Origin of the sequence: Mobilicoccus caccae (assembly GCF_030161635.1) — a bacterium.
Classification (GTDB): Bacteria; Actinomycetota; Actinomycetes; order Actinomycetales; family Dermatophilaceae; genus Mobilicoccus; species Mobilicoccus caccae.
Map to the genome: position 1 here is coordinate 1,581,843 of NZ_BSUO01000001.1, position 25,529 is coordinate 1,607,371.

21 protein-coding genes and 4 pseudogenes are annotated in these 25,529 nt (G+C 70.3%); 20 read left to right on the forward strand and 5 right to left on the reverse strand.

All coding sequences use genetic code 11. The features are described from left to right. Positions 1 to 4 precede the first annotated feature (4 nt). The 14 genes and pseudogenes from sufC (at position 5) to QQK49_RS07600 (ending at position 13,916) form a co-directional block, all read left to right on the forward strand. Positions 5 to 769, forward strand: coding sequence for a Fe-S cluster assembly ATPase SufC (sufC, locus tag QQK49_RS07535; RefSeq protein ID WP_284303405.1), 765 nt, complete (start codon positions 5 to 7; stop codon positions 767 to 769). A 45-nt stretch (positions 770 to 814) separates the two neighbouring features. Next, positions 815 to 2,118: pseudogene (locus QQK49_RS07540) on the forward strand (aminotransferase class V-fold PLP-dependent enzyme). Then, a complete protein-coding gene (gene sufU, locus QQK49_RS07545) occupies positions 2,118 to 2,594 on the forward strand; it encodes a Fe-S cluster assembly sulfur transfer protein SufU (protein WP_284303406.1) in 477 nt (158 codons plus the stop codon). Before QQK49_RS07540 ends, sufU begins: the two are co-directional and overlap by 1 nt. Next, entirely contained in the window at positions 2,591 to 2,938 is a 348-nt protein-coding gene (locus QQK49_RS07550; protein ID WP_284303407.1) for a metal-sulfur cluster assembly factor, read from the forward strand. Before sufU ends, QQK49_RS07550 begins: the two co-directional genes overlap by 4 nt. A 246-nt stretch (positions 2,939 to 3,184) precedes the next feature. Beyond that, positions 3,185 to 3,289: pseudogene (locus tag QQK49_RS07555) on the forward strand (2,4-diaminopentanoate dehydrogenase); the annotation flags it as partial. Between the two features lie 269 nt (positions 3,290 to 3,558). Next, positions 3,559 to 4,173: a hypothetical protein gene (locus QQK49_RS07560; RefSeq protein ID WP_284303408.1), complete on the forward strand. Its 615-nt coding sequence runs from the start codon at positions 3,559 to 3,561 to the stop codon at positions 4,171 to 4,173. Next, positions 4,173 to 4,556, forward strand: a complete 384-nt coding sequence (ortA, locus tag QQK49_RS07565) for a 2-amino-4-oxopentanoate thiolase subunit OrtA (RefSeq protein ID WP_284303409.1) — start codon at positions 4,173 to 4,175, stop codon at positions 4,554 to 4,556. Before QQK49_RS07560 ends, ortA begins: the two co-directional genes overlap by 1 nt. Beyond that, positions 4,553 to 6,010, forward strand: a complete 1,458-nt coding sequence (gene ortB, locus QQK49_RS07570; protein ID WP_284303410.1) for a 2-amino-4-oxopentanoate thiolase subunit OrtB — start codon at positions 4,553 to 4,555, stop codon at positions 6,008 to 6,010. Before ortA ends, ortB begins: the two co-directional genes overlap by 4 nt. After that, the gene (gene oraS, locus QQK49_RS07575; RefSeq protein WP_284303411.1) at positions 6,007 to 6,453 is read left to right on the forward strand and encodes a D-ornithine 4,5-aminomutase subunit OraS; all 447 of its coding nucleotides are present in this window, start codon (positions 6,007 to 6,009) and stop codon (positions 6,451 to 6,453) included. The genes ortB and oraS overlap by 4 nt, the downstream gene beginning before the upstream one ends. Positions 6,454 to 6,460: 7 nt before the next feature. After that, positions 6,461 to 8,680 (forward strand): D-ornithine 4,5-aminomutase subunit OraE, encoded by a 2,220-nt coding sequence (gene oraE / locus QQK49_RS07580; RefSeq protein ID WP_284303412.1) that lies wholly within the window; start codon positions 6,461 to 6,463, stop codon positions 8,678 to 8,680. After that, entirely contained in the window at positions 8,677 to 10,077 is a 1,401-nt protein-coding gene (locus tag QQK49_RS07585) for a glutamate mutase L (protein ID WP_284303413.1), read from the forward strand. The genes oraE and QQK49_RS07585 overlap by 4 nt, the downstream gene beginning before the upstream one ends. Continuing rightward, on the forward strand, positions 10,074 to 11,153 hold the full coding sequence (locus tag QQK49_RS07590; RefSeq protein WP_284303414.1) for an alanine racemase: 1,080 nt from the start codon (positions 10,074 to 10,076) through the stop codon (positions 11,151 to 11,153). The genes QQK49_RS07585 and QQK49_RS07590 overlap by 4 nt, the downstream gene beginning before the upstream one ends. A gap of 40 nt (positions 11,154 to 11,193) precedes the next feature. Further along, entirely contained in the window at positions 11,194 to 12,330 is a 1,137-nt protein-coding gene (gene alr, locus QQK49_RS07595) for an alanine racemase (protein ID WP_284303415.1), read from the forward strand. Positions 12,331 to 12,434: 104 nt separating this feature from the next. Then, the gene (locus QQK49_RS07600) at positions 12,435 to 13,916 is read left to right on the forward strand and encodes a long-chain-fatty-acid--CoA ligase (protein ID WP_284303416.1); all 1,482 of its coding nucleotides are present in this window, start codon (positions 12,435 to 12,437) and stop codon (positions 13,914 to 13,916) included. 103 nt (positions 13,917 to 14,019) lie between these two features. Here QQK49_RS07600 and QQK49_RS07605 read toward each other — a convergent pair whose 3' ends face one another. Both QQK49_RS07605 and ypfJ read right to left on the reverse strand, forming a co-directional pair. Further along, entirely contained in the window at positions 14,020 to 14,484 is a 465-nt protein-coding gene (locus tag QQK49_RS07605) for a C40 family peptidase (protein WP_284303417.1), read from the reverse strand. A 550-nt stretch (positions 14,485 to 15,034) separates the two neighbouring features. Continuing rightward, a pseudogene (gene ypfJ, locus QQK49_RS07610) lies at positions 15,035 to 15,943 on the reverse strand (KPN_02809 family neutral zinc metallopeptidase). 164 nt (positions 15,944 to 16,107) lie between these two features. On the opposite strand from ypfJ, the gene QQK49_RS07615 reads away from it, so the two are divergent. Continuing rightward, a complete protein-coding gene (locus tag QQK49_RS07615; RefSeq protein WP_284303418.1) occupies positions 16,108 to 17,706 on the forward strand; it encodes an ABC-F family ATP-binding cassette domain-containing protein in 1,599 nt (532 codons plus the stop codon). 13 nt (positions 17,707 to 17,719) lie between these two features. On the opposite strand, the gene QQK49_RS07620 is transcribed toward QQK49_RS07615, so the two are convergent. Next, on the reverse strand, positions 17,720 to 18,040 hold the full coding sequence (locus QQK49_RS07620; protein ID WP_284303419.1) for a type II toxin-antitoxin system PemK/MazF family toxin: 321 nt from the start codon (positions 18,038 to 18,040) through the stop codon (positions 17,720 to 17,722). A gap of 46 nt (positions 18,041 to 18,086) precedes the next feature. Between QQK49_RS07620 and QQK49_RS07625 the strand changes: the two genes are divergently transcribed. Genes QQK49_RS07625 through QQK49_RS07635 form a run of 3 tightly spaced genes read left to right on the forward strand, consistent with a single transcriptional unit; the run spans position 18,087 to position 22,081 of the window. Next, a complete protein-coding gene (locus tag QQK49_RS07625; protein ID WP_284303420.1) occupies positions 18,087 to 18,881 on the forward strand; it encodes an enoyl-CoA hydratase/isomerase family protein in 795 nt (264 codons plus the stop codon). A gap of 58 nt (positions 18,882 to 18,939) precedes the next feature. After that, on the forward strand, positions 18,940 to 20,808 hold the full coding sequence (locus QQK49_RS07630; RefSeq protein ID WP_284305845.1) for an ABC transporter ATP-binding protein: 1,869 nt from the start codon (positions 18,940 to 18,942) through the stop codon (positions 20,806 to 20,808). A gap of 16 nt (positions 20,809 to 20,824) precedes the next feature. Beyond that, the gene (locus tag QQK49_RS07635; RefSeq protein WP_284303421.1) at positions 20,825 to 22,081 is read left to right on the forward strand and encodes a nucleotide disphospho-sugar-binding domain-containing protein; all 1,257 of its coding nucleotides are present in this window, start codon (positions 20,825 to 20,827) and stop codon (positions 22,079 to 22,081) included. Between the two features lie 23 nt (positions 22,082 to 22,104). On the opposite strand, the pseudogene QQK49_RS07640 reads toward QQK49_RS07635, so the two are convergent. After that, positions 22,105 to 22,940: pseudogene (locus tag QQK49_RS07640) on the reverse strand (SURF1 family cytochrome oxidase biogenesis protein). A gap of 95 nt (positions 22,941 to 23,035) precedes the next feature. Here QQK49_RS07640 and moaA point away from each other — a divergent pair. Then, on the forward strand, positions 23,036 to 24,157 hold the full coding sequence (moaA, locus tag QQK49_RS07645) for a GTP 3',8-cyclase MoaA (protein WP_284303422.1): 1,122 nt from the start codon (positions 23,036 to 23,038) through the stop codon (positions 24,155 to 24,157). 150 nt (positions 24,158 to 24,307) lie between these two features. Here the strand turns inward: moaA and QQK49_RS07650 are convergent, their stop codons facing one another. Continuing rightward, a complete protein-coding gene (locus QQK49_RS07650) occupies positions 24,308 to 24,652 on the reverse strand; it encodes a DUF3099 domain-containing protein (RefSeq protein ID WP_284303423.1) in 345 nt (114 codons plus the stop codon). Positions 24,653 to 24,806: 154 nt separating this feature from the next. Here QQK49_RS07650 and QQK49_RS07655 point away from each other — a divergent pair, with 154 nt between their 5' ends. Further along, positions 24,807 to 25,526 (forward strand): SDR family oxidoreductase, encoded by a 720-nt coding sequence (locus QQK49_RS07655; RefSeq protein ID WP_284303424.1) that lies wholly within the window; start codon positions 24,807 to 24,809, stop codon positions 25,524 to 25,526. Positions 25,527 to 25,529: the final 3 nt, after the last annotated feature.

Here is a 25,529-nt window from a genome sequence, read left to right on the forward strand (position 1 = left end):
ACACATGTCCTCCACGCTCGAGATCCGCGGCCTGCACGTCAGCGTCGAGACCGAGAACGGCCCCAAGGAGATCCTGCGCGGCGTCGACCTGACGATCCGCTCGGGTGAGACCCACGCGTTCATGGGCCCCAACGGCTCGGGAAAGTCGACCCTGGCCTACAGCATCGCCGGACACCCCAAGTACAAGGTCACCTCCGGCACCATCACCCTCGACGGTGAGGACGTGCTGGCGATGAGCGTCGACGAGCGCGCCCGCGCCGGCCTCTTCCTCGCGATGCAGTACCCCGTCGAGGTCACCGGCGTGTCGGTGAGCAACTTCCTGCGTACGGCCAAGACCGCGGTCGACGGCGAGGCTCCCAAGCTGCGCCACTGGGTCAAGGACATGAAGAACGCCATGGCCGAGCTCAAGATGGACCCGGCCTTCGCCGAGCGCGACGTCAACGTCGGCTTCTCCGGTGGTGAGAAGAAGCGCCACGAGATCCTGCAGCTCGAGCTGCTCAAGCCGCGCTTCGCCGTCCTCGACGAGACCGACTCCGGCCTCGACATCGACGCCCTGCGCGTCGTCTCCGAGGGCGTCAACCGCGCCAAGGAGACGGGCGACATGGGCGTGCTGCTCATCACCCACTACACGCGCATCCTGCGGTACATCCAGCCCGACTTCGTCCACGTGTTCATCGACGGACGCGTCGCCGAGGAGGGTGGCCGCGAGCTGGCCGACCAGCTCGAGGCCGAGGGCTACGACCGCTTCCTCAAGGCAGCGACCGCCTGATGACGCACACGACCGCCGCCACGACGGCTCGCGACGCGACCGAAGGTGCCGCGAGCGGTCGACGCGAGGGCTTTCCCCGCCGAGATCGCCGCGATCAGGGAGGACTTCCCGATCCTCTCGCGCACGGTCCGCGGGGAAAGCCGCTCGTCTACCTCGACTCGGGGGCCACGTCGCAGAAGCCGCGCGTGGTGCTCGACGCCGAGCGTGACTTCTACGAGCACCACAACGCCGCCGTGCACCGTGGTGCGCACCAGCTCGCTGAGGAGGCGACCGACGCGTACGAGACCGCCCGCGAGCGGATCGGCGCGTTCATCGGCGCCCCCGCGCGCGAGATCGTCTTCACGCGCAACGGCACCGACGCGATCAACCTCGTCGCCTACGCGTTGTCCAACGCCGCGGCACCGGGTGCCCTGGACGGCGTCGACCCCGCCCTGGCGGAGCGCCTGCGCATCGGCCCGGGTGACGAGGTCTGCGTCACCGCGATGGAGCACCACGCCAACCTCGTGCCGTGGCAGGAGTTCTGCCGCCGTACGGGTGCGACGCTGCGGTGGATCGACGTCGACGAGTCCGGCGAGCTCGACCTCGCCTCCGCGCCGATCACCGAGGCGACCAAGCTCGTCGCGTTCACCCACGTCTCCAACGTGCTGGGCACCCTGGTCGACGTCGCCGCGATCGTCGAGCAGGCGCGTGCCGTCGGGGCCCTCACGGTGCTGGATGCCTGCCAGTCCGTGCCGCACCTGCCCGTCGACGTGGCGACCCTCGGCGTCGACTTCCTCGCGTTCACCGGGCACAAGGTGCTCGGTCCCTCGGGGATCGGCGTGCTGTGGGGCCGCTACGACCTGCTCGAGGCGCTGCCGCCGTACGTCACCGGCGGCTCGATGATCGAGCTCGTGCGCATCGACTCCTCCACCTACGCGGCGCCGCCGCAGCGTTTCGAGGCCGGAGTCCCGATGACCGCCCAGGCCGTCGGCCTCGGGGTGGCGTGCGAGTACCTCTCCGCCATCGGTATGGAGCGGGTCGCCGCCCACGACCGCGACCTCGTGGCCCACACCCTCGACCGGCTCGCCGAACGGCCCTGGGTCCGCGTGCTCGGACCGACCGATCCCGACCGCCGTGTCGGCGCGGTGTCGTTCGTCGTCGACGGGGTGCACCCGCACGACGTCGGGCAGATCCTCGACGACTCCGGCGTCGCCGTCCGCACCGGCCACCACTGCGCGTGGCCGCTGCACCGCGCGCTGCGCGTCCCGGCCTCCACCCGGGTCAGCTTCTCCGTGTACACGACCCGTGAGGAGATCGACGCCTTCGTCGAGGCGCTCGACCGTGTCCCCGCGATCTTCGGGGTGGGCTGATGGACCTGTACCAGCAGCTCATCCTCGACCACAGCAAGAACCCGCAGCACGCGGGCCTGCGCGACCCGTTCGACGCCGAGGTCCACCACGTCAACACCAGCTGCGGTGACGAGATCACCCTGCGCGTGAAGTTGGCCGGCGAGGCCGGTGAGCAGGTGCTCGAAGACCTGTCCTACGACGCGATCGGCTGCTCGATCTCGGTGGCCTCCACCTCGATCCTCGCCGAGGAGTGCACGGGGCAGCGCCTCGCGGAGACCTTGGAGACGTACGCCGCGATGAAGGGCATGCTCACCAGCCGCGGCAAGGACTCCGGCGACGAGGAGGTCATCGGCGACGGCGTCGCCCTGGCCGGCGTCGCCCAGTACCCGGCCCGCGTCAAGTGCGCCCTGCTGGGCTGGTCCGCCTATCTCGACGCGCTCGCCCGAGCGGGCGCGGACATCTCGACCACCCCCGACCCGACGGAGGACCTGCGATGACCGACGACACCCTCAAGCCCGCGAGCCACCCGACCCCGGCCAACGCGGCCGACGTGGAGGAGGCGATGCGCGACGTCGTCGACCCCGAACTCGGCATCAACGTGGTCGACCTCGGCCTCGTGTACGGCGTCACCGTCGACTCCGGCAACAACGCCGTCATCGACATGACCCTCACCAGCGCCGCGTGCCCTCTGACCGACGTGCTCGAGGACCAGACGGCGCAGGCCCTGGAGGGTCTCGTCGTCGGCCACCGCATCAACTGGGTGTGGATGCCGCCGTGGGGCCCGGACAAGATCACCGACGACGGCCGCGACCAGCTTCGCGCGCTGGGGTTCAACGTCTGAGCCCGGTACCTCACCGGCTCCATCGCTCCCGACTTCTCGCCCCTCTCGACTCCGTCCGCCGAACGAATCGGGTGAACCCTCCCGGCCAACCAAATGCGGGACAGGAGTTACGTCGCTGGCCTAGCGTGTGAAACGGGCCACGGCTTCTCCCCGTGTCCTGCGGTTTGCCAGAAATCGTCGTCGTGAGGAGCGCGGATGTCTACTGTGCGTGTCGTTCAATGGGGCCTCGGAGCGATGGGAAGCGGCATGGCCCGCCTCGTCGCGTCCAAAGAGGGGATGCAACTCGTCGGCGGTATCGACAAGCGACCCGAATTCGTGGGCAAGCCGCTGCACGAGGTGATCGGGATCGACCGTGACCTCGGCGTGGCCGTCAGCGACGACCCCGCATCCGTCCTGCGTCCCGAGGACGTCGACTGCGTCGTCATCGCCACGACCTCCTGGGTCAAGGAGCAGATCGACGACCTGCGCACCATCCTGAGCGCCGGCATCAACTGCGTGTCGATCGCCGAGGAGATGGCCTCCCCGAGGCCCAGTCGCCCGAGATCGCCGCGGAGCTCGACGAACTCGCCAAGAAGAACGGCGTCTCGATCATCGGCAGCGGTGTCAACCCCGGCCTGTCGATGGACACCCTCGTCGTCGCCCTCACCGCGGGCTGCCTGGAGGTCACCTCCATCGAGGCCACGCGCGTCAACGACCTCTCGCCCTACGGCCCGACGGTCATGCGCACCCAGGGCGTCGGCCTGTCGGAGGAGGAGTTCCGCGCCGGTGTCGAGGACGGCAGCGTCGACGGCCACATCGGTTTCCCCGAGTCGGCCAAGATGATCAGCGACGCCGTGGGTCTGGGCATCGACCGCATCGAGCAGAAGCGCGAGCCCATCGTCTCCACCGTGCGCCGCGAGGCCGAGCACATCACCATCGAGCCGGGCATGGTCGCGGGCTGCAAGCAGACGCTGCTCGGCTACCGCGGTGACGAGGTCGTCCTCACGCTCGTCCACCCCCAGCAGGTGCTGCCCGAGCTCGAGGGCCAGGGCACCGGTGACTACATCACGATCCACGGCGCGCCCGAGGTGTCGATGCAGATCAACCCGGAGTACGCCGGCGGCAAGGCCACCCAGGCCATCGCCGTCAACGTGGTGCCCCGCATCGTCCAGGCCAGCCCCGGCCTGAAGAACATGCTCGACATCCCCATGACCAGCGCGCTCATGGGCGCGTCGGCCTACGCCAGGAGGGTCTGATGAACCAGGCAGCCCCCGGCCTCGTTCCGGCGGGAACGTGGGTCGAGATCGAGCGCGTGCTCCTCACTCCCGAGCAGCGGGCCGCCAACCTGCCGGCGGAGACCAGGGCCACGCCGTACGTCCTGCGTATGAACGGTTTCCTCGTGGCCGACGCCCAGGAGGGTGACGAGGTGAGCATCCGCAGCCTCATCGACCACGAGCACCAAGGACGACTCGTCGGGGTCGACCCGCACTACGACCACAGCTTCGGCGCCACGGTCCCCGAACTCCTGCGTATCGGGTTGCCCGGCACCTCGCTGACGGAGGCGGCCTCGCAGGCCGACCCGAACACCGGCACGGGCGACGACGCCCCGGCCAACGAGACGGGAGGCGACCGGTCATGAGCCGCGACATGTCCTACGACGCCGTCATGGCGCGCAAGAACGACATCATGAAGGCCAGCCTCGGGATCGACTACGACGACTTCGAGCAGACGACCCTGGCCTTCGACTACGAGCGGATGATGGCCGGTGGTGACTACACCCTCGAGGACATCGCCCGCATCCAGGCCGAGACCAAGGTCGGCAACACCCCGCTGTACGAGCTGACCAACCTCACCGAGGCCGTGCGCGAGTTCGCCGGCCCGGGCAAGGGCGCCCGCATCCTGCTCAAGGACGAGGCGGCCAACGCCTCCGGCTCGTTCAAGGCCCGTCGGGCCTCGATCAGCTGCTTCGAGGCGAGCCGGCGTGGGTACGAGGGCGTGGCCACGGCCACCTCCGGCAACTACGGCGCCGGCGTGGCCAGCCAGGCCGCGATGCGCCGCCTCAAGTGCATCGTCCTGCAGGAGGTCTTCGACTCCCGCGGTGTCGGCCAGCCCGAGATCGTCGAGAAGTCCCGCGCCTGCGAGGCCTACGGCGCCGAGGTGCAGAAGCTGTCGGTGGGGCTCGAGCTCTTCTACCAGATGCTCGTCACCCTCGAGGCGACCGGATTCTTCAACGCCAGTCTCTACACGCCCTTCGGCATCCGCGGTGTGGAGACCCTCGGCGCGGAGATCGGCGAGCAGGTGCAGGCGCGCTACGGCAAGGCGCCCGACGCGGTCGTCGTGACCCAGGCCGGTGGCGGCAACCTCACCGGTACCGCCCGTGGCCTCAAGCTCATCGGCTGCGAGGACACCCAGGTCATCGCCTGCTCGGTCGACCTGTCCGGCCTGCACATGGGCAGCGACACCGACTTCAACCGCAAGTCGTTCACGACGGGTCACACCGGCTTCGGCGTGCCGTTCGCCACGTGGCCCGACCGCACCGACGTGCCCCGCAACGCCGCCCGCAGCCTGCGGTACATGGACTCCTACCACCTGGTCACCCAGGGTGAGGTCTTCTACATCACCGAGCTGCTCACCAAGCTCGAGGGCATCGAGCGCGGCCCCGCCGGCAACACGAGCGTCACCGCCGCGGTCGCCCTGGCCGCCGAGATGGACCGTGACGAGATCATCGTCGTCCAGGAGACCGAGTACACCGGCGCCGGCAAGCACCACAACCGGCAGCTGAGTTTCGCCCGCGAGAACGGCGTCGAGGTGCGGGTCGGCGACCCGACCGAGAACGTGCCGGGCAAGGCGATCGTCCTTCCCGAGCGGTTGGAGCAGGTCAAGGGCCGCCCGCAGGACATCACCGCCCTGCGCCGCAGCTACGTCAAGAACGCCCTCAAGCGCCTACCGGCGTCCGAGTGGACCGATGTCGACGTCGACTTCGTCGCCGCAGATTCCAACACCGACCCGGACTGGGTCCGCGCGGCCCTCGCGGACCTCGCCGGTCACCAGAGCGCGCCCCAGGGCGCCGGCACCACAGGGAGCTCCCGATGAACGACACGACCAGCTCACCCCTGACGCCCGAGCCGGGCGAGGGACCCGACACGCCCGACCCGGCCGTGCCCGAGAACGCCATGACCGGCGCCGAGCGCACTGCCAAGATGAACGCCCGGGTCGACGAGCTCGGCAAGCTCTCCGACGCCGAGCTGAAGGACCGGTTCTGGGAGCTCACCCACCAGATGATGACGCCCGTCGTCGAGCTGGCGCGCACGCACACGAGCCCGTCCATCGAGCGTTCGGTCCTCCTGCGCATGGGGGTCGACTCGATCAGCAGCCACGGGGTCGTCGACACGATCACCGAGGCCGGTCTGCTCGGCAAGGGCGCGGGTCACGTGGTCCTCAAGGTCGGTCACGCCCACGGCCTCGACGTCCGCGCGGCGGCAGCCCGTATCACCGAGGACCCGAGTGTCCTCACCGGCCTCTTCGATGGGAAGTGAGCACGCGATGACGACTTTCGGACCGCTGGAGCCGAACAGCAAGCTCGACGTCGAGAACCTGCTGTCCGACCTCGAGAACTACCGTCCCCGGCGCAAGGGCTGGACCTGGCGCGACGTCCCCGCCGAGGGCGTGGACATGGGCCCGTTCCACTTCCACGACATGTCCGCGCCGCTGAAGAACTCCATCGGCCTGCCGGCCAGTGAGTACTTCGAGCACATCGACCCGCAGCCCAAGTGCGTCGTGACCACCGAGATCGCCTCCGGGCGCTTCGAGGACGACGTCCGCCGCATGCGCATGGCGGCCTGGCACGGCGCCGACCACCTCATGGTCATCCGCACCACGGGCCAGTCGCACATCGACGGCCTGCTCGAGGGCACGCCCGAGGGCATCGGTGGAGTCCCGATCACCCGCAAGCAGATCCGCGCCTCGCGCAAGGCCTGCGATGCGATCGAGGACGAGGTCGGCCGGCCGATCAACTTCCACTCCTACGTGTCCGGCGTCGCCGGGCCGGAGGTGGCGGTGCTCTTCGCGGAGGAGGGCATCAACGGCGCGCACCAGGACCCGCAGTACAACGTGCTCTACCGCAACGTGAACATGTACCGCAGCTACGTCGACGCCGCCGAGGCCAAGAAGGTCATGACGGGTGCGCAGATCTTCCAGATCGACGGCGCGCACAACGCCAACGCCACGGCCAAGGCCGGCTGGCTCGTCATGCCCGAGCTCATGGTGCAGCACGGCATCAACACGGCGTTCTCGGTGCAGGTGGGGATGGACCCCGACCTCATCGGTCTGTCGACGGTGCCGCCCAACTCACCGCCCGCGCCCAAGCTCTGGTACGACCTGCCCTACGCGCTGGCGCTGCGGGACTTCTTCTCGGACTACAAGTTCCGTGCCCAGCAGAACACCCGTTACATCGAGGCCAGCATCGAAGAGGCCGTGCGCACGCACACCATCGACACGATGATCTCGATGCTCGTCGGCTCCGACATCCAGAGCACGATCACGCCCGACGAGGGTCGCAACGTGCCGTGGCACTACAACAACGTGCGCGGCCTGCAGACCGTCAAGCAGACGTGGGCGGGCCTGGACGGCATCAACGAGCTGCTCAAGCTCGACAAGGACGGGCCGCTGGGCGAGATGGCCCACGACATCAAGGTCCGTTCGGTGGTGTTCCTCGAGGAGGCCATCGCGAGCGGCGGCTACTTCGCCGCGGTCGAGGCGGGCTTCTTCGTCGACTCCGCCCGCTACCCCGAGCGCATCGGTGACGGCATCGCCCGCGCCGGCGACGGTGGCGTGGGCGCGGGCACCATCGTCGAGCGCGACGAGGACTACTTCGCCCCGGTGAGCTCCCACTTCGGCCACAACACCATCCCGGCGTGGTTGGCCGAGAAGGGTGTCGAGCGCCCCGAGGACGCCATCGACGGAGACACGCTCTCCCACCCAGAGAAGATCGTCTACATCGACGAGCTCGACCCGTCCGACTCGGTCGACGCCCGCCTGGAGAAGACCCTGCCCTTCCGCAAGGGCGGCAAGATCAAGCCCGAGGTCGAGTGGGCCGGTGACGGCGTCGTCCTCGTCCAGATCTTCGTGCCGGAGAACATCGAGATCGCCGAGGTCTACGCGACCGAGATGGCGGCCAAGATGGGCCTCAGCGACGCCGAGGTCGTCAACCTCGAGCCGATGCACCCCAGCGAGGGCACCTTCGTCGAGGTCAAGGGCAAGATCGGGTTCTCCATCGACCGCGACAGCCTGCACATCCCCGAGAAGGAGGTGCTGCTGCCCGAGGACGAGCTCCGCGAGGAGGTCAAGGCGCGCGGCCTGCGGGTCGTGGCGGGCACGGTCGGTGAGGACGAGCACAGCGTCGGTCTGCGCGAGATCCTCGACATCAAGCACGGCGGTATCGAGAAGTACGGCGTCAAGTACGACTACCTCGGTACGTCGGTCCCGCTGACCAAGCTCGTGGACGCGGCGATCGAGACCGGCGCGCAGGCCATCCTCATCTCGACGATCATCAGCCACAACGACGTGCACCGCACGATGATGAAGCGGCTGCACGAACTGACCGTCGAGAAGGGCGTGCGCGACAAGCTCGTCCTGGTCGCAGGTGGCACCCAGGTCAACCGCGACATGGCGGACGAGACCGGGCTGGACGCCACCTTCGGCCGCGGCACCAAGGGCATCATGGTCGTCGACGCCATGGTCAAGGCATTGCGGGGTCGTGAGTGACCGATCGACCCACCCGCGCCGGCGGCGCGGAGAAGACGGTGCTGACCGTCGAGATCGGCAGCACCATCACCAAGGTGAACGCCTTCACCCTGCGCGAGGGGGTCTTCCACCCCCTCGCGCAGGGGTTCGCCCCGACCTCCGTGGACGCGGGGGACGTGGGCATCGGCATCGACGAGGCGGTGGCCGCGTGTCGCGCTGCGGGCGGACCGGAGCCCGGGACCGTGGAGACCCACGTCAACTCCTCCGCCGCCGGCGGGTTGCGGATGACGGTCCACGGTCTGACGGTCAGCATGACCGCCCGGGCGGCCCGCGAGGCCTCTCTCGGCGCCGGCGCCATCGTCACGATGGTGACGGCGGGTGCCCTGGCCGACTACGACCTGGAGGAGATCCGTGAGATCCGGCCCAACGTCGTCCTGCTCGCGGGCGGGGTCGACGGTGGTGAGCGGGGCGTCGTGCTGCGCAACGCCGAGCAGCTGGCGACTCTGTTGCGTGAGCAGCGGGAGTCGGGGGAGCGCGCCACCCCGGTGGTGTACGCCGGCAACACGGCGTTGCGGCGCCCCGTCAAGTCGGTCTTCGGTGACGCGGGCATCGAGGTGCTGTTGGCGGACAACGTGTTTCCGGAGGTCGACGTGCTCAACGTCGCCCCGCTGCGCGGTCTCATCCACGAGGTCTTCAACTCCCACATCGTCCACGCACCCGGCATGGGGCGGCTTCGCGACTTCACCGATGCCGAGATCCTGCCGACCCCCGGGGCGGTGCTGCGGGGCGCGGAGCTGTTCGCCGAGTCCGTCGGCGACGTCGTGGTCCTCGACGTCGGTGGCGCGACCACCGACATCCACTCGGTCACCGAGGGCAGTTCGGAGTTCGCCGCCAAGGTGGTCGAACCCGAACCCACGGCCAAGCGGACCGTCGAGGGTGACCTCGGCGTCTACGTCAACGCCGCCAACGTGGCCGCCGGCGACGAGGAATGGGAAGCCCGCCTCGAGGACCTGCAGGCCATGCCGAGCAGCGAGGCCGAGGTCCAGCTCACCCAATGGCTGGCGCAGCGCGCGGTCGACGTGGGCATCCGCCGGCATGCCGGCACGCTGCAGGACCTCTACACCCCCAGCGGCAAGAAGCAGGTCGTCAAGGGCAAGGACCTCACGGCGGTCGAGTACGTCGTCGCCACCGGTGGCGCCCTGACCCAGGTCCCCGGCGGCCGGGAGATCCTCGAGGGCATCTGCCGAGGACCGTCGCCCCGGGGCGGCATCACCTCGCTGCTGCCCTCGCCGGAGGCCCGCATCCTCATCGACGACTCCTACCTCTTCTCGGCGATGGGAACCCTGGCACACACCTATCCCGACGAGGTCGCGGCCTCGTTCGTCCGGTGGGCGCAATCGCAGGAAGGAGCCCGATGATCGCGCAGACCCCCCGGTTGGAGCTCTATCCCGACCGGATCGGTGAGAACGCGAAGATCGTCTACGACCTCTGCCACGCCCACGGGGCCACGGTGGCGGCGGTCGCCAAGGTGACCTGCGCCAACCCCTCTGTCGTGCACGCGATGATGCGCGCGGGCGCCGACATGGTGGCCGACTCCCGCATCCAGAACCTCATGTCGGCGACGGCACTGGGGCTGGAGCGGCCGAGCATGCTCCTGCGTATCCCGACGCCGTCGGCGGCGCACGACATCGTGCGGTACGCGGACATCACGCTGAACTCCAGCCTGGGCAGCCTGCAGGTCCTCTCGGAGGCGGCCCGGATGCTCGGGGTCACCCACGAGGCCGTCCTCATGATCGACGTGGGCGACCTGCGCGAGGGCGTGTGGCCCGACCACGCCGCCAAGGTCGCCAAGGCGGCCGCGGCGCTGCCCAACCTCGAGCTCGTGGGTGTCGGGGCGAACCTCGCCTGTTACGGCGGAGTGATCCCCAGCGTCGAGAACATGCGCCTGCTGGTCGACGTGCGCAACGAGTGCCGCGACGCCAGCGGCCTGGAGCTGCCGCTGATCTCCGGCGGCAACTCCTCGAGTCTGCCGCTGCTGGCCAGTGGAAAGATGCCGGCGGAGATCAACCACTTCCGCATCGGTGAGACCGTCATCCTCGGCAGCAACGTCCTCGACCGCAGCGACTGGCCCGGCACCCGGCAGGACACCGTCCGGCTCGTCGCCGAGATCGTCGAGCTGGAGCGCAAGCCCTCGGTGCCCATCGGGTTGCGGGCGCAGAACGCGTTCGGCGAGACCGTCGAGTTCGACGACCGTGGCACCCGGCTGAGGGCCATCTGCAACATCGGCCGGCAGGACACGAGCGTCGACGGAATCCTGCCGCAGGACCCGGGTATCCGGGTCATCGGCGGCAGCAGCGACCACCTCATCCTCGACGTCGAGGACGCGACCACGCCCATCCACCTGGGTGCCGAGGTCGCGTTCACCCCCAACTACGGCGCGCTGCTCGGCCTGTCGACCTCGCCGTACGTGGAGAAGATCATCCGTCGGGGCTGAACGACCCATCCCGGCACATCCACCGCGGCAGGAGAGACCGATGCTCTACCAGACCCACGCTCGCATCCACTTGGACGCGATCCGGCACAACCTCACCGGCATCCGCGAGGCGGCCGGGGACGCGCAGGTGCTCATGGCGGTCAAGGCGGACGCCTACGGGCACGGCGCGCCCGCGGTGGCCCGGGACGTGGAGGCGGCCGGCCTCGTCGACCGGTTCGGGGTGGCCACGGTCCCCGAGGGGATCGAGCTGCGCGAGGCCGGGGTGCGGCTGCCGATCCTCAAGCTCTCACACGCCTTCCCCGAGGAGGTCGACGCCGCGCTCGAGGCCGACCTCGAACTGGCCGTCGTCGACCAGGACGGTGTCGAGGCGGTCGAACGGGCCGCCGAGAGCCGTGGGATCACCGCGCCGGTGCACCTCAAGGTCGACACCGGCATGGGGCGCATCGGTGTCCGCCCCGACGCCGCGGTCGACCTGGCGGCGCGGATCGAGGAGTCCCCGCACCTGCACCTGCTCGGCGTGTTCACCCACTGCCCGGTGAGCGACGCCCCCGCCCAGGACGTGTTCACCGGGGGACAGATCCGCCTGTTCACCGAGACCGTCCAGGCGATCGAGGCCCGCGTCGGCCGGTCCATCGAGTTGGTCCACATGGCCAATTCCGGTGCGGTGCTGGGCCACCCGGACGCGTACTTCACCATGGTGCGCCCCGGCATCATGACGTACGGCTACTACCCGGACGCGACGACGCCGCACTCGATCGACCTGCGACCGGCGGTCACCTGGTCCACGCGCATCTCCTTCGTCAAGCAGGTGCGGGCGGGGGAGACCGTCGGCTACGGCCGCACTTGGACCGCGGATCGCGACACCTGGGTGGGCACGATCCCCGTGGGGTACGGCGACGGGTACGACCGCCACCTGAGCAACCGCGGCACGGTCCTCGTGGGCGGTCGGCGCCTGCCGATCGTCGGACGGGTCTGCATGGACCAGTCGATGATCGACCTCGGGCCGGAGCCGAGCGCGCGGGTGGGCGACGAGGTCCTCCTGCTCGGCACGAGCGGATCGGAGTCCTACACCGCCTCCGACATGGCGGCCGACCTCGGCACGATCAGCTACGAGATCACGTGCTCGATGGCCGGGCGGGTCACGCGCGTGTACACCGGGGCGCACGCCGACGACTGAGGGGCGAGGCGCCCGCTGAGGTGCATCGCGGCACGTCGTGGCGTTCCACCTGGGAGAGCGGGCCCGATAGCCTGCGGGTTCAGTCCTCGACAAGGGAGTCGCCCATGAACCTCGCGCAGAACCTCGCCCGTACGGCCGCCGAACGGCCCGACGTCGTCGCCCTCAAGCACGACGACGACCTCTGGAGCTTCGCTCGTCTCGCGGACGCCTCGGCCCGGTTCGCCGCCCATCTGCGCAGCCGCGGAGTGGCTCCGGGCGACCGGGTGGCCCTGAGCCTGCCCAACATCCCGGCCTTCGCGGTCGTCTACTACGGCGCCCTGTCGGTCGGTGCGGTCATCGTGCCGATGAACCCGCTGTTCAAGCCGCGCGAGGTCACGTTCTACCTGCAGGACGCCGGCGTGCGCCTGCTCGTGTGCCTGCCCGGGTCCGACGCGGCGGAGGCCGCGGCCTCGCTCGACATCGACGTGATTCCCGTGGACACGCTGCCCGGCCTCCTCGCCGAGACCGAGCCCGACCACCGCATCGAGGAGGCCGACGACGAGGACACCGCGGTCCTGCTCTACACCTCCGGGACGACCGGCTCGCCCAAGGGCGCCGAGCTGCGCCACCGCAACCTGGAGTCCAACCAGCGCGTCACCGGCGAGACGCTCATGGAGGCGACCGAGGGCGACGTGGTCATGGGGTGTCTGCCCCTGTTCCACGTCTTCGGCATGACGTGCGCCATGAACATGGCGATCTCGGCGGGCGTCACGCTCACGCTCATCCCGCGTTTCGAGCCCAAGAAGGCCCTGGAGATGCTCGGCCGTGACGGGGTGACGATCTTCATCGGCGTCCCGACGATGTACGGGGCCCTGCTGGCGGCCTCCGAGGGGGTGGACGCCCTCGACGTCGGCTCGCTGCGTCTGTGCATCAGCGGCGGGTCGTCCATGCCGGTCGAGCTGATGAAGCGGTTCGAGCAGCGCTTCGACTGCGTCATCCTCGAGGGCTACGGACTCTCGGAGACCTCACCGGTCGCCTCGTTCAACCAGCCGCACATCGAGCGCAAGCCCGGCTCGATCGGTGTTCCGGTGCGTGGCGTGGAGATGAAGCTCATCCCCGTCGACAGCGAGGAGGGCGCCGACGACGCGGGCATCGGTGAGATCGCCATCCGCGGCGAGAACATCATGCGGGGCTACTGGAACAAGCCCGAGGCCACCGAGGCCGTGCTCGACGCCGACGGGTGGTTCCGCAGCGGTGACCTGGGGCGCGTCGACGAGGACGGCTACTACTACATCGTCGACCGCGCCAAGGACCTCATCATCCGCGGCGGGTACAACGTGTACCCGCGCGAGGTGGAGGAGGTGCTGTACGAGTACCCCGGCGTCGCGGAGGCGGCGGTGGTCGGGATCCACGACGACCACTACGGCGAGGAGATCGCCGCCTACGTCGTCGCCCGCGAGGGGTCCGACCTCGACGTCGAGGAGCTGCAGCGGTTCGTCAAGGAGCGGGTCGCCGCCTACAAGTACCCGCGCGTCATCCGGGTCATCGAGGAGCTGCCCAAGGGTGCGACCGGCAAGATCCTCAAGCGGGAACTGCGCCAGGCCTAGAGGGGGCGGGGGAGCCCCGTCATGAGCGCGAGGAACGCGAGAGAGCCGGTGCCCACCTGGGGCACCGGCTCTGCTCGTCCGGGAACTCGTCGCCGTCGTGCGATCAGCGCACGCGGCCGAACGCGGCTCCGCTGCGGATCTTGGCGAGCTTGACCACGTCGCCGCTGCGCGGCGAGTGCCACATGCGGCCGTTACCGGCGTAGATGCCGACGTGCGTCTTGCGCTTGCCGCCGTAGAACACGAGGTCGCCGGGGCGGGCCTGGCCGCGGTTGAGCTTGATGCTCGCGCGGTACTGAGCGTCGGCCGTGCGCGGGATCTTCTTGCCCATGCGGGCGAAGGTCCAGCTGGTGAAGCCGGAGCAGTCGAAGGCGCGCGGGCCGGTGGCGCCCCAGCGGTACGGCGTGCCCTTCTTGGTGGAGGCGATGCTGACGGCCTTGACACCCTGGGAGGAGGTGATGGCGGCGTCGGCGGCAGGGGCGGCGGTGACGGCGAGGCCACCGGAGAGGGAGAGAGCGAGGGCGCCGGTGACGGCAAGGCGTGCGGAGACGCCCTTGATGGAGTTCTTCATGGTGACGATGGGGTTCCAGGAGGCGCTTGCGAAGCGTGACCTGTCGGGTTCGGAAACCTGGTGTTCCCGGCCTTGGCGGTTTGTGCCGCGCAGGCTTCACCCCGAGGACGTTCCTCCTGATCAGGAGTCGCGCCCGTACTGCTCGGGTGCTCCGTTCCCGCCACCCACACATCTCTGCGTGAGGAGAACCGATTCGCGGTGGCGGGATTCAGCGTCGTGAACCGGTGGCATCCCAGGGGTGGACGCCGCACAGAACATAACGACTGAGCAACGACGAAACCAATCTGTAACCCACTTAAGTGACGCACATCACGTTTACGCCGAGCCCGATGTGGGGCTGCCCCGAGGCCGATCTGTGAATCGCTCCGAACGTGTCCGTTTTGTCAACTCGGCTCGAACACGTGGTGGAACCCGTGGTCATGACAGGTGAATCGACCGCGATCCCCGGCCGGCCGTCGTTGACATCAGGCCGTCGAGGCGCCTTCGGCGAGCCTCGCGGAGGCACCCCCGGGCGACGCCGGCGGTCTCACCATCCGGATACCCGGGAACCTCAGAGTCGGGAGGCCCGGAACGTGTCGCAGGTGTTGATGTCGTCGGTCTCGTATCCGGTCATGAACCACCGCTGACGCTGCTCGGAGGTCCCGTGGGTGAAGTTCTCCGGTGACACCCGGCCCTGCGCCGTCTGCTGGATGCGGTCGTCGCCGACGGCCTCCGCGGCCGACAGAGCGTCGCGCAGGTCCTTCTCGGTGAAGGGCTTGAGGAAGGCGCGCCCGTTCTGGTCCTTGGTCTCCACGGCACCACGGGCCCACATGCCGGCGAGGCAGTCGGCCATGAGCTCGATCTTGACCCCACCGCTCTCGGGGCCCTTGGGGTCCTGCTGCGCGCGGCCGAGCAGGCCGAGCTGGTCCTGCAGGGCGTGGCCGTACTCGTGGGCCACGACGTACTGCTGGGCCAGGGGACCGCTGGAGGAGCCGAACTGCTTCTCGAGGACCTGGAAGAAGTCGTCGTCCATGTAGACGGTCTTGTCGAGCGGGCAGTAGAACGGGCCGACCTCGTTGGAGGCGGTGCCGCAGGCCGACCGCTGGGGCTGGTTGTAGAGGACCATCTTCGTGTCCTGCCATTCGGCCCTCCCGCCGGAGGCCTCCGGCAGCTTCTTGGTCCAGAAGGCCTGGACGCTCTGGCGGGCGCCCACGATCCGGCACTCGACGTCGGTGTTGGCGTCCTTGCCGGTGCGGCACTTCTCCGCCAGGTCGTTCGCCTGCGAAGTGCTGCTCGTGGCCTGCGGTTGCTGCTGCGGCGCCTGCTCGGTCGGGCTGCCGCCCATGAGCAGGTAGATCACGAACACGATGACGCCGAGGAGGCCGCCACCGCCGCCGATGGCCAGTCCGCGGCCTCGGCCGCCTCAGCCGCCGCGTGAGACACCCGAGGTGTCGAGCTGGGCATCGTCGTTGAACGTCATGGGTGCCTCCGCGGAGTCGGGCCGGCAGCAGGAAGGACCGGCTCGACTAGAATATCCGGCGGCCCCGCCACAAGCCCACCTGAAAACGCGCTGACGTGCATCGATGCTGCAATGCGCCTGGTGGCAGGCGAGTTCGGGCCGGCTTCTACCGAGAGGAACTCCACGTGATCGCCGCGACCGGCATCGAGCTGCGCGCAGGCTCCCGACTCCTCATCCGGGACGCGACGTTCCGGGTGGCGCCGGGAGACCGTGTCGGCCTCGTCGGACGTAACGGCGCGGGCAAGACCACGCTGACCAAGGTGCTCGCCGGCTGGTCCCAGCCCGCCGCCGGGTCGCTCACCACCTCGGGTGACATCGGCTACCTCCCGCAGGACCCGCGCGACGGCGACCTCGACGTCATGGCGCGCGGACGCATCCTCTCCGCGCGTGGTCTGGACGACATCGTCCGCAAGATGCGTGAGACCGAGGGCGCGATGGCCAGCGCCGACGTCGAGACCCATGAACGGGCCATGGAGCGCTACCCCAAGCTGCAGGCGCGGTTCGAGGCGGCCGGTGGGTACGCCGCCGAGTCGGAGGCGGCCGCGATCGCCTCGGCCCTCGGGCTCGACGACCGCATCCTCGGCATGGAGCTGCGGCATCTCTCCGGTGGTCAGCGGCGCCGGGTCGAGCTGACCCGCATCCTCTACTCGGGCGCTTCGACGTTGCTCCTGGACGAGCCCACCAACCACCTCGACGCCGACTCCATCGTGTGGCTGCGCGACTACCTCAAGGCTTACAAGGGCGGGCTCATCGTCATCAGTCACGACGTGGCGCTGCTCGACGAGGTCGTCAACAAGGTGTTCCACCTCGACGCCAACCGGTCGGAGTTGGATCAGTACAACGTCGGCTGGCGCACCTACCTCACCCAGCGCGAGACCGACGAGAAGCGCCGCAAGCGTGAGCGCGCCAACGTCGAGAAGAAGGCCGGGGCGCTCATGGCGCAGGCCGACAAGATGCGGGCCAAGGCCACCAAGGCCGTCGCCGCGCAGAACATGGCGCGCCGCGCCGAGAAGATGCTGTCGGGCCTGGAGGACCAGCGGATGAGCGACAAGGTCGCCAAGCTGCGCTTCCCGAAGCCCGCGGCCTGTGGACGCACCCCGCTGACCGCCAAGGAACTGTCGCGCTCCTACGGATCGCTGGAGGTATTCACCGACGTCGACCTGGCGATCGACCGGGGGAGCAAGGTCGTCGTCCTCGGCCTCAACGGCGCGGGCAAGACGACGCTGCTGCGCATCCTCGGCGGTATCGACGCCCCCGACACCGGCGAGGTCGTGCCCGGACACGGGCTCAAGCTCGGCTACTACGCTCAGGAGCACGAGAACCTCGACGTCGAGCGCACCGTGCTGGAGAACATGAAGACGGCGGCACCCGACCTCGGCGAGACCGAGGTCCGCAAGGTGCTCGGCAGCTTCCTGTTCTCCGGCGACGACGTGGACAAACCCGCGCGGGTCCTCTCCGGCGGAGAGAAGACGCGGCTCTCGCTGGCGACGCTCGTCGTGAGCAGCGCCAACGTCCTGCTCCTCGACGAACCGACGAACAACCTCGACCCGGCGAGCCGGGAGGAGATCCTCGGGGCGCTGCGCGCCTACGAGGGCGCTGTGGTCCTCGTCAGCCACGACGAGGGCGCCGTCCAGGCGCTCGAGCCCGAGCGGGTGCTGCTGCTGCCCGACGGGGTCGAGGACCACTGGGGCCCGGACTACCTCGACCTCATCAGCCTGGCCTGAGGCCGCCGGCTGCTCAGAGGTCCATGAGCAGTGCGAGGGTCTCGCGGATCTCCCCGAGGGCCACGGGGCCGACGTTTCCTGTGCGTGCATGGATGCGGATCGTGGCCACGGAGCGCACGTGCTGGCACTGCGCTGCAGACGGCTCGGCGAGCTCGTTCTGCTCATCCGGATCGATGTGGACCTCGCTCCGGCTCCGACGCAACGTTGGGGTCAACGGCACGACCTGGATGACGTTGGGGGCGCCCCTTGAGATGCGGGCGGCTGTCACGACGACAGCGGGGCGCCGCAGCCCGGCCGCGCTGCCCGTGGGCGTGCCCAGGTCCCGCCGCGACACGCCCGCTGATCGGCGGGATCGTTCGACGGACACCTAGAGTCGGGGCATGACCAGTCCTTCCACCGACCGACCGCATCCGCGACTGCAGGTCCGCACCGACGGTGCCGTCATGACCGTCACCCTGGATGCGCCCGAGCGGCGCAACGCCCAGACCCCGTCGATGTGGGCCGCCCTGGAGCGCATCGCGACGACCGTGCCGGCCGGCGTGCGTGTCGTCGTGCTGCGCGGCGCGGGGCCCGCGTTCTCCGCCGGGCTGGACCGCGGGATGCTCGCCCCCGGGGGCATCGAGGGGGAGCCCTCGCTCCTCGGTATGGCGGCCGACGGGCCGCAGGCCCTGGCCGAGCAGATCGCCGGCTACCAGCGCGGGTTCACCGCGTGGCGGGAGTGCCCCGCCCTGGTGGTGGCGGCGGTGCAGGGGCACGCGATCGGTGCGGGCTTCCAACTCGCCCTCGCCGCCGACCTGCGGGTGGTGGCCGCCGACGTCCGCTTCGCCATGGCGGAGGTCTCCCTGGGGCTGGTTCCCGACCTCGGGGGCACTGCCGCACTCACCCGTCTCGTCGGGCCGTCTCGGGCGTTGGAGCTGTGCCTGACGGGCAGGCCCGTGGGTGTGGAGGAGGCCGTGGCCACCGGGCTCGCGAGCCTGGCCGTGGACCCCGCCGACCTCGACGCGACGGTCGAGGACCTCGTGGCCGCCGTCCTGTCTGCACCGGAGGACACGGTGAGCGAGATCCTCGGCCTCTTCCGCGGTATCGAGAGCCGGGACGACGCCGCGCAGTTGCGGGTCGAGCGGGAGGCGCAGGGGCGCATCCTGCACGCCCGGGCGACCCAGATGCGCAGCTGAACCCGCGAGCCTCGTCACGACACGCAGAAGGTGAGGTGGGCCCGTGAGCATAGGGCCGATGGGTGGCAACTGGTCGACCATGAGGTCGTTCTCGCGTGACCGCATGAAGGGTGCGCGGCTGAAGGAGGGCACCGCCTCCCGCATCGTGGGCTACTCGCGTCCCTACAGCGGGCTCATCGCGTTCTTCGTGTGCGTGGTGATCGTGTCGGCGGGGCTCGTCGTCGCGACACCGCTGCTGCTCAAGAGCATCGTCGACGACGGCGTGCTCGCCCGGGACAGCGACCACGTCGTCCGGCTGGCGGCCCTCATCGCCGGGCTGGCCGTCGTCGAGGCCGGGCTGCTCGTCGTCCAGCGGTGGTGCTCCTCGCGCATCGGTGAGGGTCTCATCTACGACCTGCGCACCCAGGTGTTCGGGCACGTGCTGCGCCAACCGATCGCGTTCTTCACCCGCACGCAGACCGGCGCCCTGGTCAACCGGCTCAACACCGATGTCATCGGGGCGCAGCAGGCCTTCACCTCGACCCTGTCGGGCGTGGTGAGCAACGTCGTCTCGCTCGTGCTCATCCTCGCGGCGATGCTGACCCTGTCCTGGCCGCTCACCCTCGCCTCGCTGCTGCTCGTGCCGTGCTTCGTCATCCCGGCCAAGCTCATGGGTGGCCGGCTGCGGGCACTCACCGGTGAGTCGATGAACCTCAACGCCGACCTGGGCACACGGATGACCGAGCGCTTCAACGTCGCCGGTGCACTGCTGGTCAAGCTGTTCGGCCGGCCCGAGGACGAGCGCGCGGAGTACGCGGTGCGGGCGCGGCGGGTCCGCGACATCGGTGTGCGGATCGCGCTGAACCGGTCGATCTTCCTCACCGCACTGACCCTGGTGGCCTCCCTCGCGACCGCGTTCGTCTACGGCGTCGGTGGTGTCCTCGCGGTGGAAGGGCGGCTGACCGTCGGGACGCTGCTGGCCCTGACGGCGCTGCTCGCGCGGCTGTACGGCCCCCTGACGGCCCTGGCGAACGTGCGGGTCGACGTCATGACGGCGCTGGTCTCGTTCGAGCGGGTCTTCGAGGTGCTCGACCTGCAGCCGCTCGTGCGGGAAAGCCCGGACGCCGTGACGTTGCCGACCGGGCCGCTGTCGGTCGACCTCGATCACGTCACGTTCTCCTACCCCGGCGCCGACGAGATCTCGCTCGCGTCGCTGGAGTCGACGGCGACCGGCGACCGCGAGCGGGGCGAGAGCGTCCTGCGCGACGTCTCCTTCCACGCCGGGGCGGGTGAGCTCATGGCGCTGGTCGGCCCCAGCGGTGCCGGCAAGACCACGGTGACCAGCCTCATCGCCCGTCTCTACGACCCGGATTCGGGCGTGGTGCGCATCGGCGGGCACGACCTGCGCGACGTCTCGTTCGCCTCGCTGCGCGAGAGTGTCGGCGTCGTCACACAGGACGCCCACCTCTTCCACGACACGATCCGGGCCAACTTCGCCTACGCGCGCCCGGACGCGACCGACGCCCAGATCGTCGAGGCGCTGCGGGCCGCCCACATCTGGGATCTCGTCGAGCGTCTTCCGAACGGCCTGGACACCGTCGTCGGCGACCGGGGCCACCGCCTGTCCGGGGGTGAGAAGCAGCGCATCGCGATCGCACGCCTGCTGCTCAAGAGCCCGGGGGTCGTCATCCTCGACGAGGCCACGGCCCACCTCGACAGCGAGTCCGAGGTCGCGGTGCAGCGCGCCCTCGACGCGGCACTGGCCGGGCGGACGGCGATCGTCATCGCCCACCGGCTCTCGACGGTGCGCGCGGCCGATCACATCCTCGTCGTCGACGACGGGCAGGTCGTCGAGGCGGGGGACCACGCGACCCTGCTCGCCAAGGGTGGCCTGTACGCCGATCTGCACGAGACCCAGTTCGCCACCCCCACGAACAGGACGCGCTGATGCGGGAGGGCGCGACGTGAGCCACGTCCTGCTCGCCACGACACCGTTCGCGGGGCACCAACCCCCGCTGCTGGGTCTGGCCCGCGAGCTCGTCGGCGACGGGCATCGGGTGACCTACTACACCGGCGCGCGGTTCGGAGAGCGGGCCGAGGCGGTGGGCGCGACCTGGCTGCCGTGGGTCGAGGCGAAGGATTTCGACGACACCGACCTTGCGGCGGCCTTCCCGACGATGCGCACCGACGCGAGCCCGGCGGCGATGTTCTCCAGCTTCGAACAGCTCTTCTTCGGGACCGCTCCCGGCCAGCTCCGCGATCTGCTCCGCCTCCACGCCACCGATCCGGTCGACGTCGTCGTCAACGAACTGACCTGTGTCGGCGGCGGCTTCCTCCACGAGGCGGCCGGCGTGCCGTGGGCCTCCTTCTCGTTGTCGCCCCTGCCGCTGGCGAGTCGGCACCTCCCGCCGAGCGGGCTGCCGGTGCGCCCCGGCCGGGGCCCGATCGGACGTGGGCGCGACGCCGCACTTCGTGCCCTGGTCCGGGCCACGCTGGGGCGGCGGTTCCGCGATCTCATCAACGTCGCCCGCACCCGGGCCGGCCTCGCCCCGACCTCGCAGCTCGCGTTCGACTCACTCTGCTCGCCCACGCTGCTCCTCGGCCAGGGCGTGCCGAGCCTGGAGTACCGGCGCCCCGACCTGCCCGGCCACGTGCACCTCGTGGGCGACACCGCCGCCGGCACGCGCGCGGCCTCGGGTGCGCCCTCCTGGCTGCAGGACCTGGACCCCGGCCGTCCGATCGTGCACGTGACGTCGGGCACCCTGGGCCTGCCCGGCTTCGACCTCGTGGGTGCCGCGGTGGCGGCCCTGGCGGAGACACCGGCCCAGGTCGTCGTGTCGGGTGATCCGGCCCTTGTGCCCGCCGCGGCGAACGTGGTGGCGCCGGGCTGGGTGCCGCACGACCTGCTCCTCCCGCGCACCGCGGTCATGATCACCAACGGCGGCTACGGCGCGGTGTCGTCCGCGCTGGCCCACGGGGTGCCGCTGGTCGTCGTTCCCGGAGCGCAGGACAAACCCGAGGTCGCCCGTCGAGTCGCCTGGTCGGGTGCCGGCCTCGACATCGGTGGCCGGCCGTCACCGGCGCGACTGCGACGAGCGGTCGAACGGTGCGTCGGGGATTCTCCCCAGCGACGCCGCGCCCACGAGGTCGCCGCCGAGTTCCACCGCGCCGGCGGAGCTCGCCGGGCTGCCGACCTCGTCACGACCCTCGCCAGACCGTGATCGTGTGCCGTGCACCCGACCCCTCAGCCGTCCTCCTCGTCCCAGATGCGCACCTTCTTGGGCTTCTTCGGCTTCGACCGCCTGGTCGCGCCGGCGCTGGCCAGAGGGCGACCGTCCCCCTCACGCCCGGAGTCGCCGTCCACGCCGTCCGGTTCGCCCTCGGTGAGTTCCTCGTACTCGCGCCGCGCGTAGACGAACACGAGGACGAACCCGACCGGTGAGGCGCCCCACCACTGGAGTGCGTACGCGAAGTGGGGGCCGGTGTCGGTCGAGGGCGGGATCAGTGGCTGCGGACGGGCGGGAGTGGCGCCGTCGGCGGTGCGTTCCTGGTCGAGCACGAGGTAGGCGGGTCGCAGCGTCAGCCCCGTCGCCGCCGAGGCGGCACGCAGGTCGATGGAGGCGAGTTGGCCCGCAGGCATGTCGCGGTCGAGCTGCGCCTCGCCCTGGCGCAGCCACCCGATCACCCGGACCTGCCCGGAGGGCGCGGGCGGCACGTCGGGCAGCAGGTCGGCGCGCTCGGCGTTCGGCGCCCACCCGCGGTCGACGAGCACGGCGTCACCCCCGGCAGCACGAGGGGGTCGAGCACCTCGAAGCCGTACGCGACGTTCTGCGGCCGGTTGCGCACCATCTGCCGGGCGTCGGCCGCGTAGGTGCCGGTGACCTCGACGCGGCGCCACACCTGATCCTCGGGCAGCGGCGGTGACCCGGCGGGCAGCACCTGATCCAGCGGTACCGGCTCGGCCGTGTAGTGGCTATGCACGAGGTCGGCGTGGTACTGCCGGTCCTCGTACCGCCCGTACTGCCAACGCCCGAGGAAGAGGCAGGCGACGAAGAAGACCGCGGCCGCGCAGAGCGCCATCAGCCAGCGACGCGTGAACAGGACCCGGACCACCCGTTCACGCTAGCGCCCGGGCCGCCTCGGCCCCGGCGCGCCCTGAGGTTAGGCTGTTTCACATGGTCCAGGGCGGAAGAAACGACGTCGGGACGCCGGAGTCCACGCCGCAGGCGGGATCGGCGACGTCCCTCCCGTGGCCCGCGCCGCGTCCGGCGCAGGCCGAGTCGCCCGACGCCGGCTCCGAGCCCCCGGCGCGGCACGACCTCGTCGACACCTTCGGGCGGGTGGCCCGCGACCTGCGGGTCTCCCTCACCGATCACTGCAACCTGCGCTGCACCTACTGCATGCCCGCCGAGGGTCTGGAGTGGATGGCCAAGCCGCAGATGCTCACCGACGAGGAACTGCTCCGGCTGGTCTCCATCTTCGTGGGGCTCGGCATTGAACAGGTCCGTCTCACCGGCGGCGAACCGATCCTGCGCAAGGGGCTGGTCGACCTCGTCGCCGGGATCGCGGCGCTGCCCGATCGTCCGCGGATCGCCATGACCAGCAACGGCATCGGGCTCGCCCGGCTGGCAGCTCCCCTGGCGCAGGCCGGTCTGGACCGGGTGAACATCTCCCTGGACACCACCGACCGCGAGCTCTTCCGCACCCTCTCGCGCCGCGACCGCTTCGACGACGTCGTGGCCGGACTCGCCGCGGCGGCGGAGGCGGGGCTGACCCCGGTCAAGGTCAACGCGGTCGTCATGCGCGGGGTCAATGACGCCGGCGTACCCGACCTGCTCGAGTTCTGCCTCGAGCGCGGTTACGAGCTCCGGTTCATCGAGCAGATGCCCCTGGACGCCCAGCACGGCTGGGACCGCGCGCAGATGATCACGGCCGACGAGATCCGCGAGCGCCTCGGCGCACGGTTCACGTTGTCGCCGGTGGCGGCGCGGGGGAGTGCGCCTGCCGAGCGCTTCCTCGTCGACGGCGGTCCGGCGACCGTCGGCATCATCGCCAGCGTCACCGCACCGTTCTGCGCTGCCTGCGACCGGGTCCGGCTGACGGCGGACGGGATGGTGCGCAACTGCCTGTTCTCCCGCGGGGAGGTCGATCTGCGCGGGCCGATGCGCGACGGCGCGAGCGACCGCGACCTCGTGCGACTCATCCGCGGAGAGATGTGGCGCAAGGCGCGCGGACACGGCATCGGCAAGCCCGACTTCACCCAGCCGGCGCGCCCGATGTCCGCCATCGGCGGCTGACGCGACCCACCCGATCCGCTCCGCTCCGACTCACCCCGTTTCTCCTGAGACAGCAGGTGAGGGCGAGACAGCAGGGCGTGCGCGGCTGTCTCGGACGTCTCCTGCTGTTCGAGGTGGATCGGGGCGCGGATGCTGGTCGGCGGGGCACCGTCAGTCTTGCCGACCCCCGTGGGGGTTCTCGTCCCAGTCGTGGGAGCCGTGCGGCGCGGTGATCATCCTCGGCGCGACCGCTTCGTGGTCGTACACGTGTGTGCGACGGTCGACGCGGTTGGCGAACACCACGGCCGGGTAGGGCAGCACGGCCGCGGCGGCGATGCAGATGAACGCACCGGGTTGCCAGGGGACCGCCGTGACGAACAGGCCCGCGAGCAGGAAGCAGACCGTGCGGATCGTCATCGAGATCGTGTAGGTGCGCATGCGCTTGCGCTGATCCTCGGCCTGGGACCGCGGCAGATCGGAGATCGAGTGCACGTGCTCCGGAACCCGCCTGGACATGCGGACGAGTCTACGCCCGCGCGCGCCCGAAGGCTCCTGGGCCGCGGGCCGATCAACCTACTGGCCGGTCACGGCGGGGTAGGTGCGCCAACGGGCTCCGTCGTGCATTAGGTTCATGAGCTGCACCACCCCGCGCCGCCGATAGGAGCCCTGCATGACCGACCCCACGCCCCGCCCCGTTCTCGTCACCGGAGGCAACCGGGGGATCGGCCTCGCCATCGCCTCGACGCTGCGCGACGCGGGCCACCCGGTCGTGGTGGGGTCGCGCTCGGGCGAGGCCCCCGACGGCCTGCCCGCCGTCGCGCTCGACGTGACGGACACGGCCAGTGTGGACGCCGCCTTCACCGAGGCGGAGAAGATCGTCGGCGCCCCCATGGGCGCGCTCGTGGCCAACGCCGGCATCACCAAGGACCAGCTGCTCATGCGGATGAGCGATGCGGACATCGACAGCGTCCTGGACACCAACCTCGTGGGCGCCATCCGGTGCGCGCGCCGCGCGACCAAGAGCATGCTCCGCGCCAAGAGCGGCCGGATCGTCCTCATGTCGAGCGTCGTGGGCCTCTACGGCTCGCCCGGGCAGGTCAACTACGCGGCGAGCAAGGCCGGTCTGGTCGGCGTCGCCCGCTCGCTCACCCGCGAGCTGGGTGGTCGGCGCATCACCACCAACGTCGTGGCGCCGGGGTACATCGACACCGCCATGACCGAGGACCTTCCCGAGGACCTCAAGACCACCTACCGGGGGATCATCCCCGCCGGCCGGTTCGGGGAGGTGTCCGAGGTGGCGGCGGCCGTCCGCTTCCTCCTCTCCGACGACGCGTCCTACGTCTCCGGCGCCGTCATCCCGGTCGACGGCGGCCTCGGCATGGGGCACTGAAAC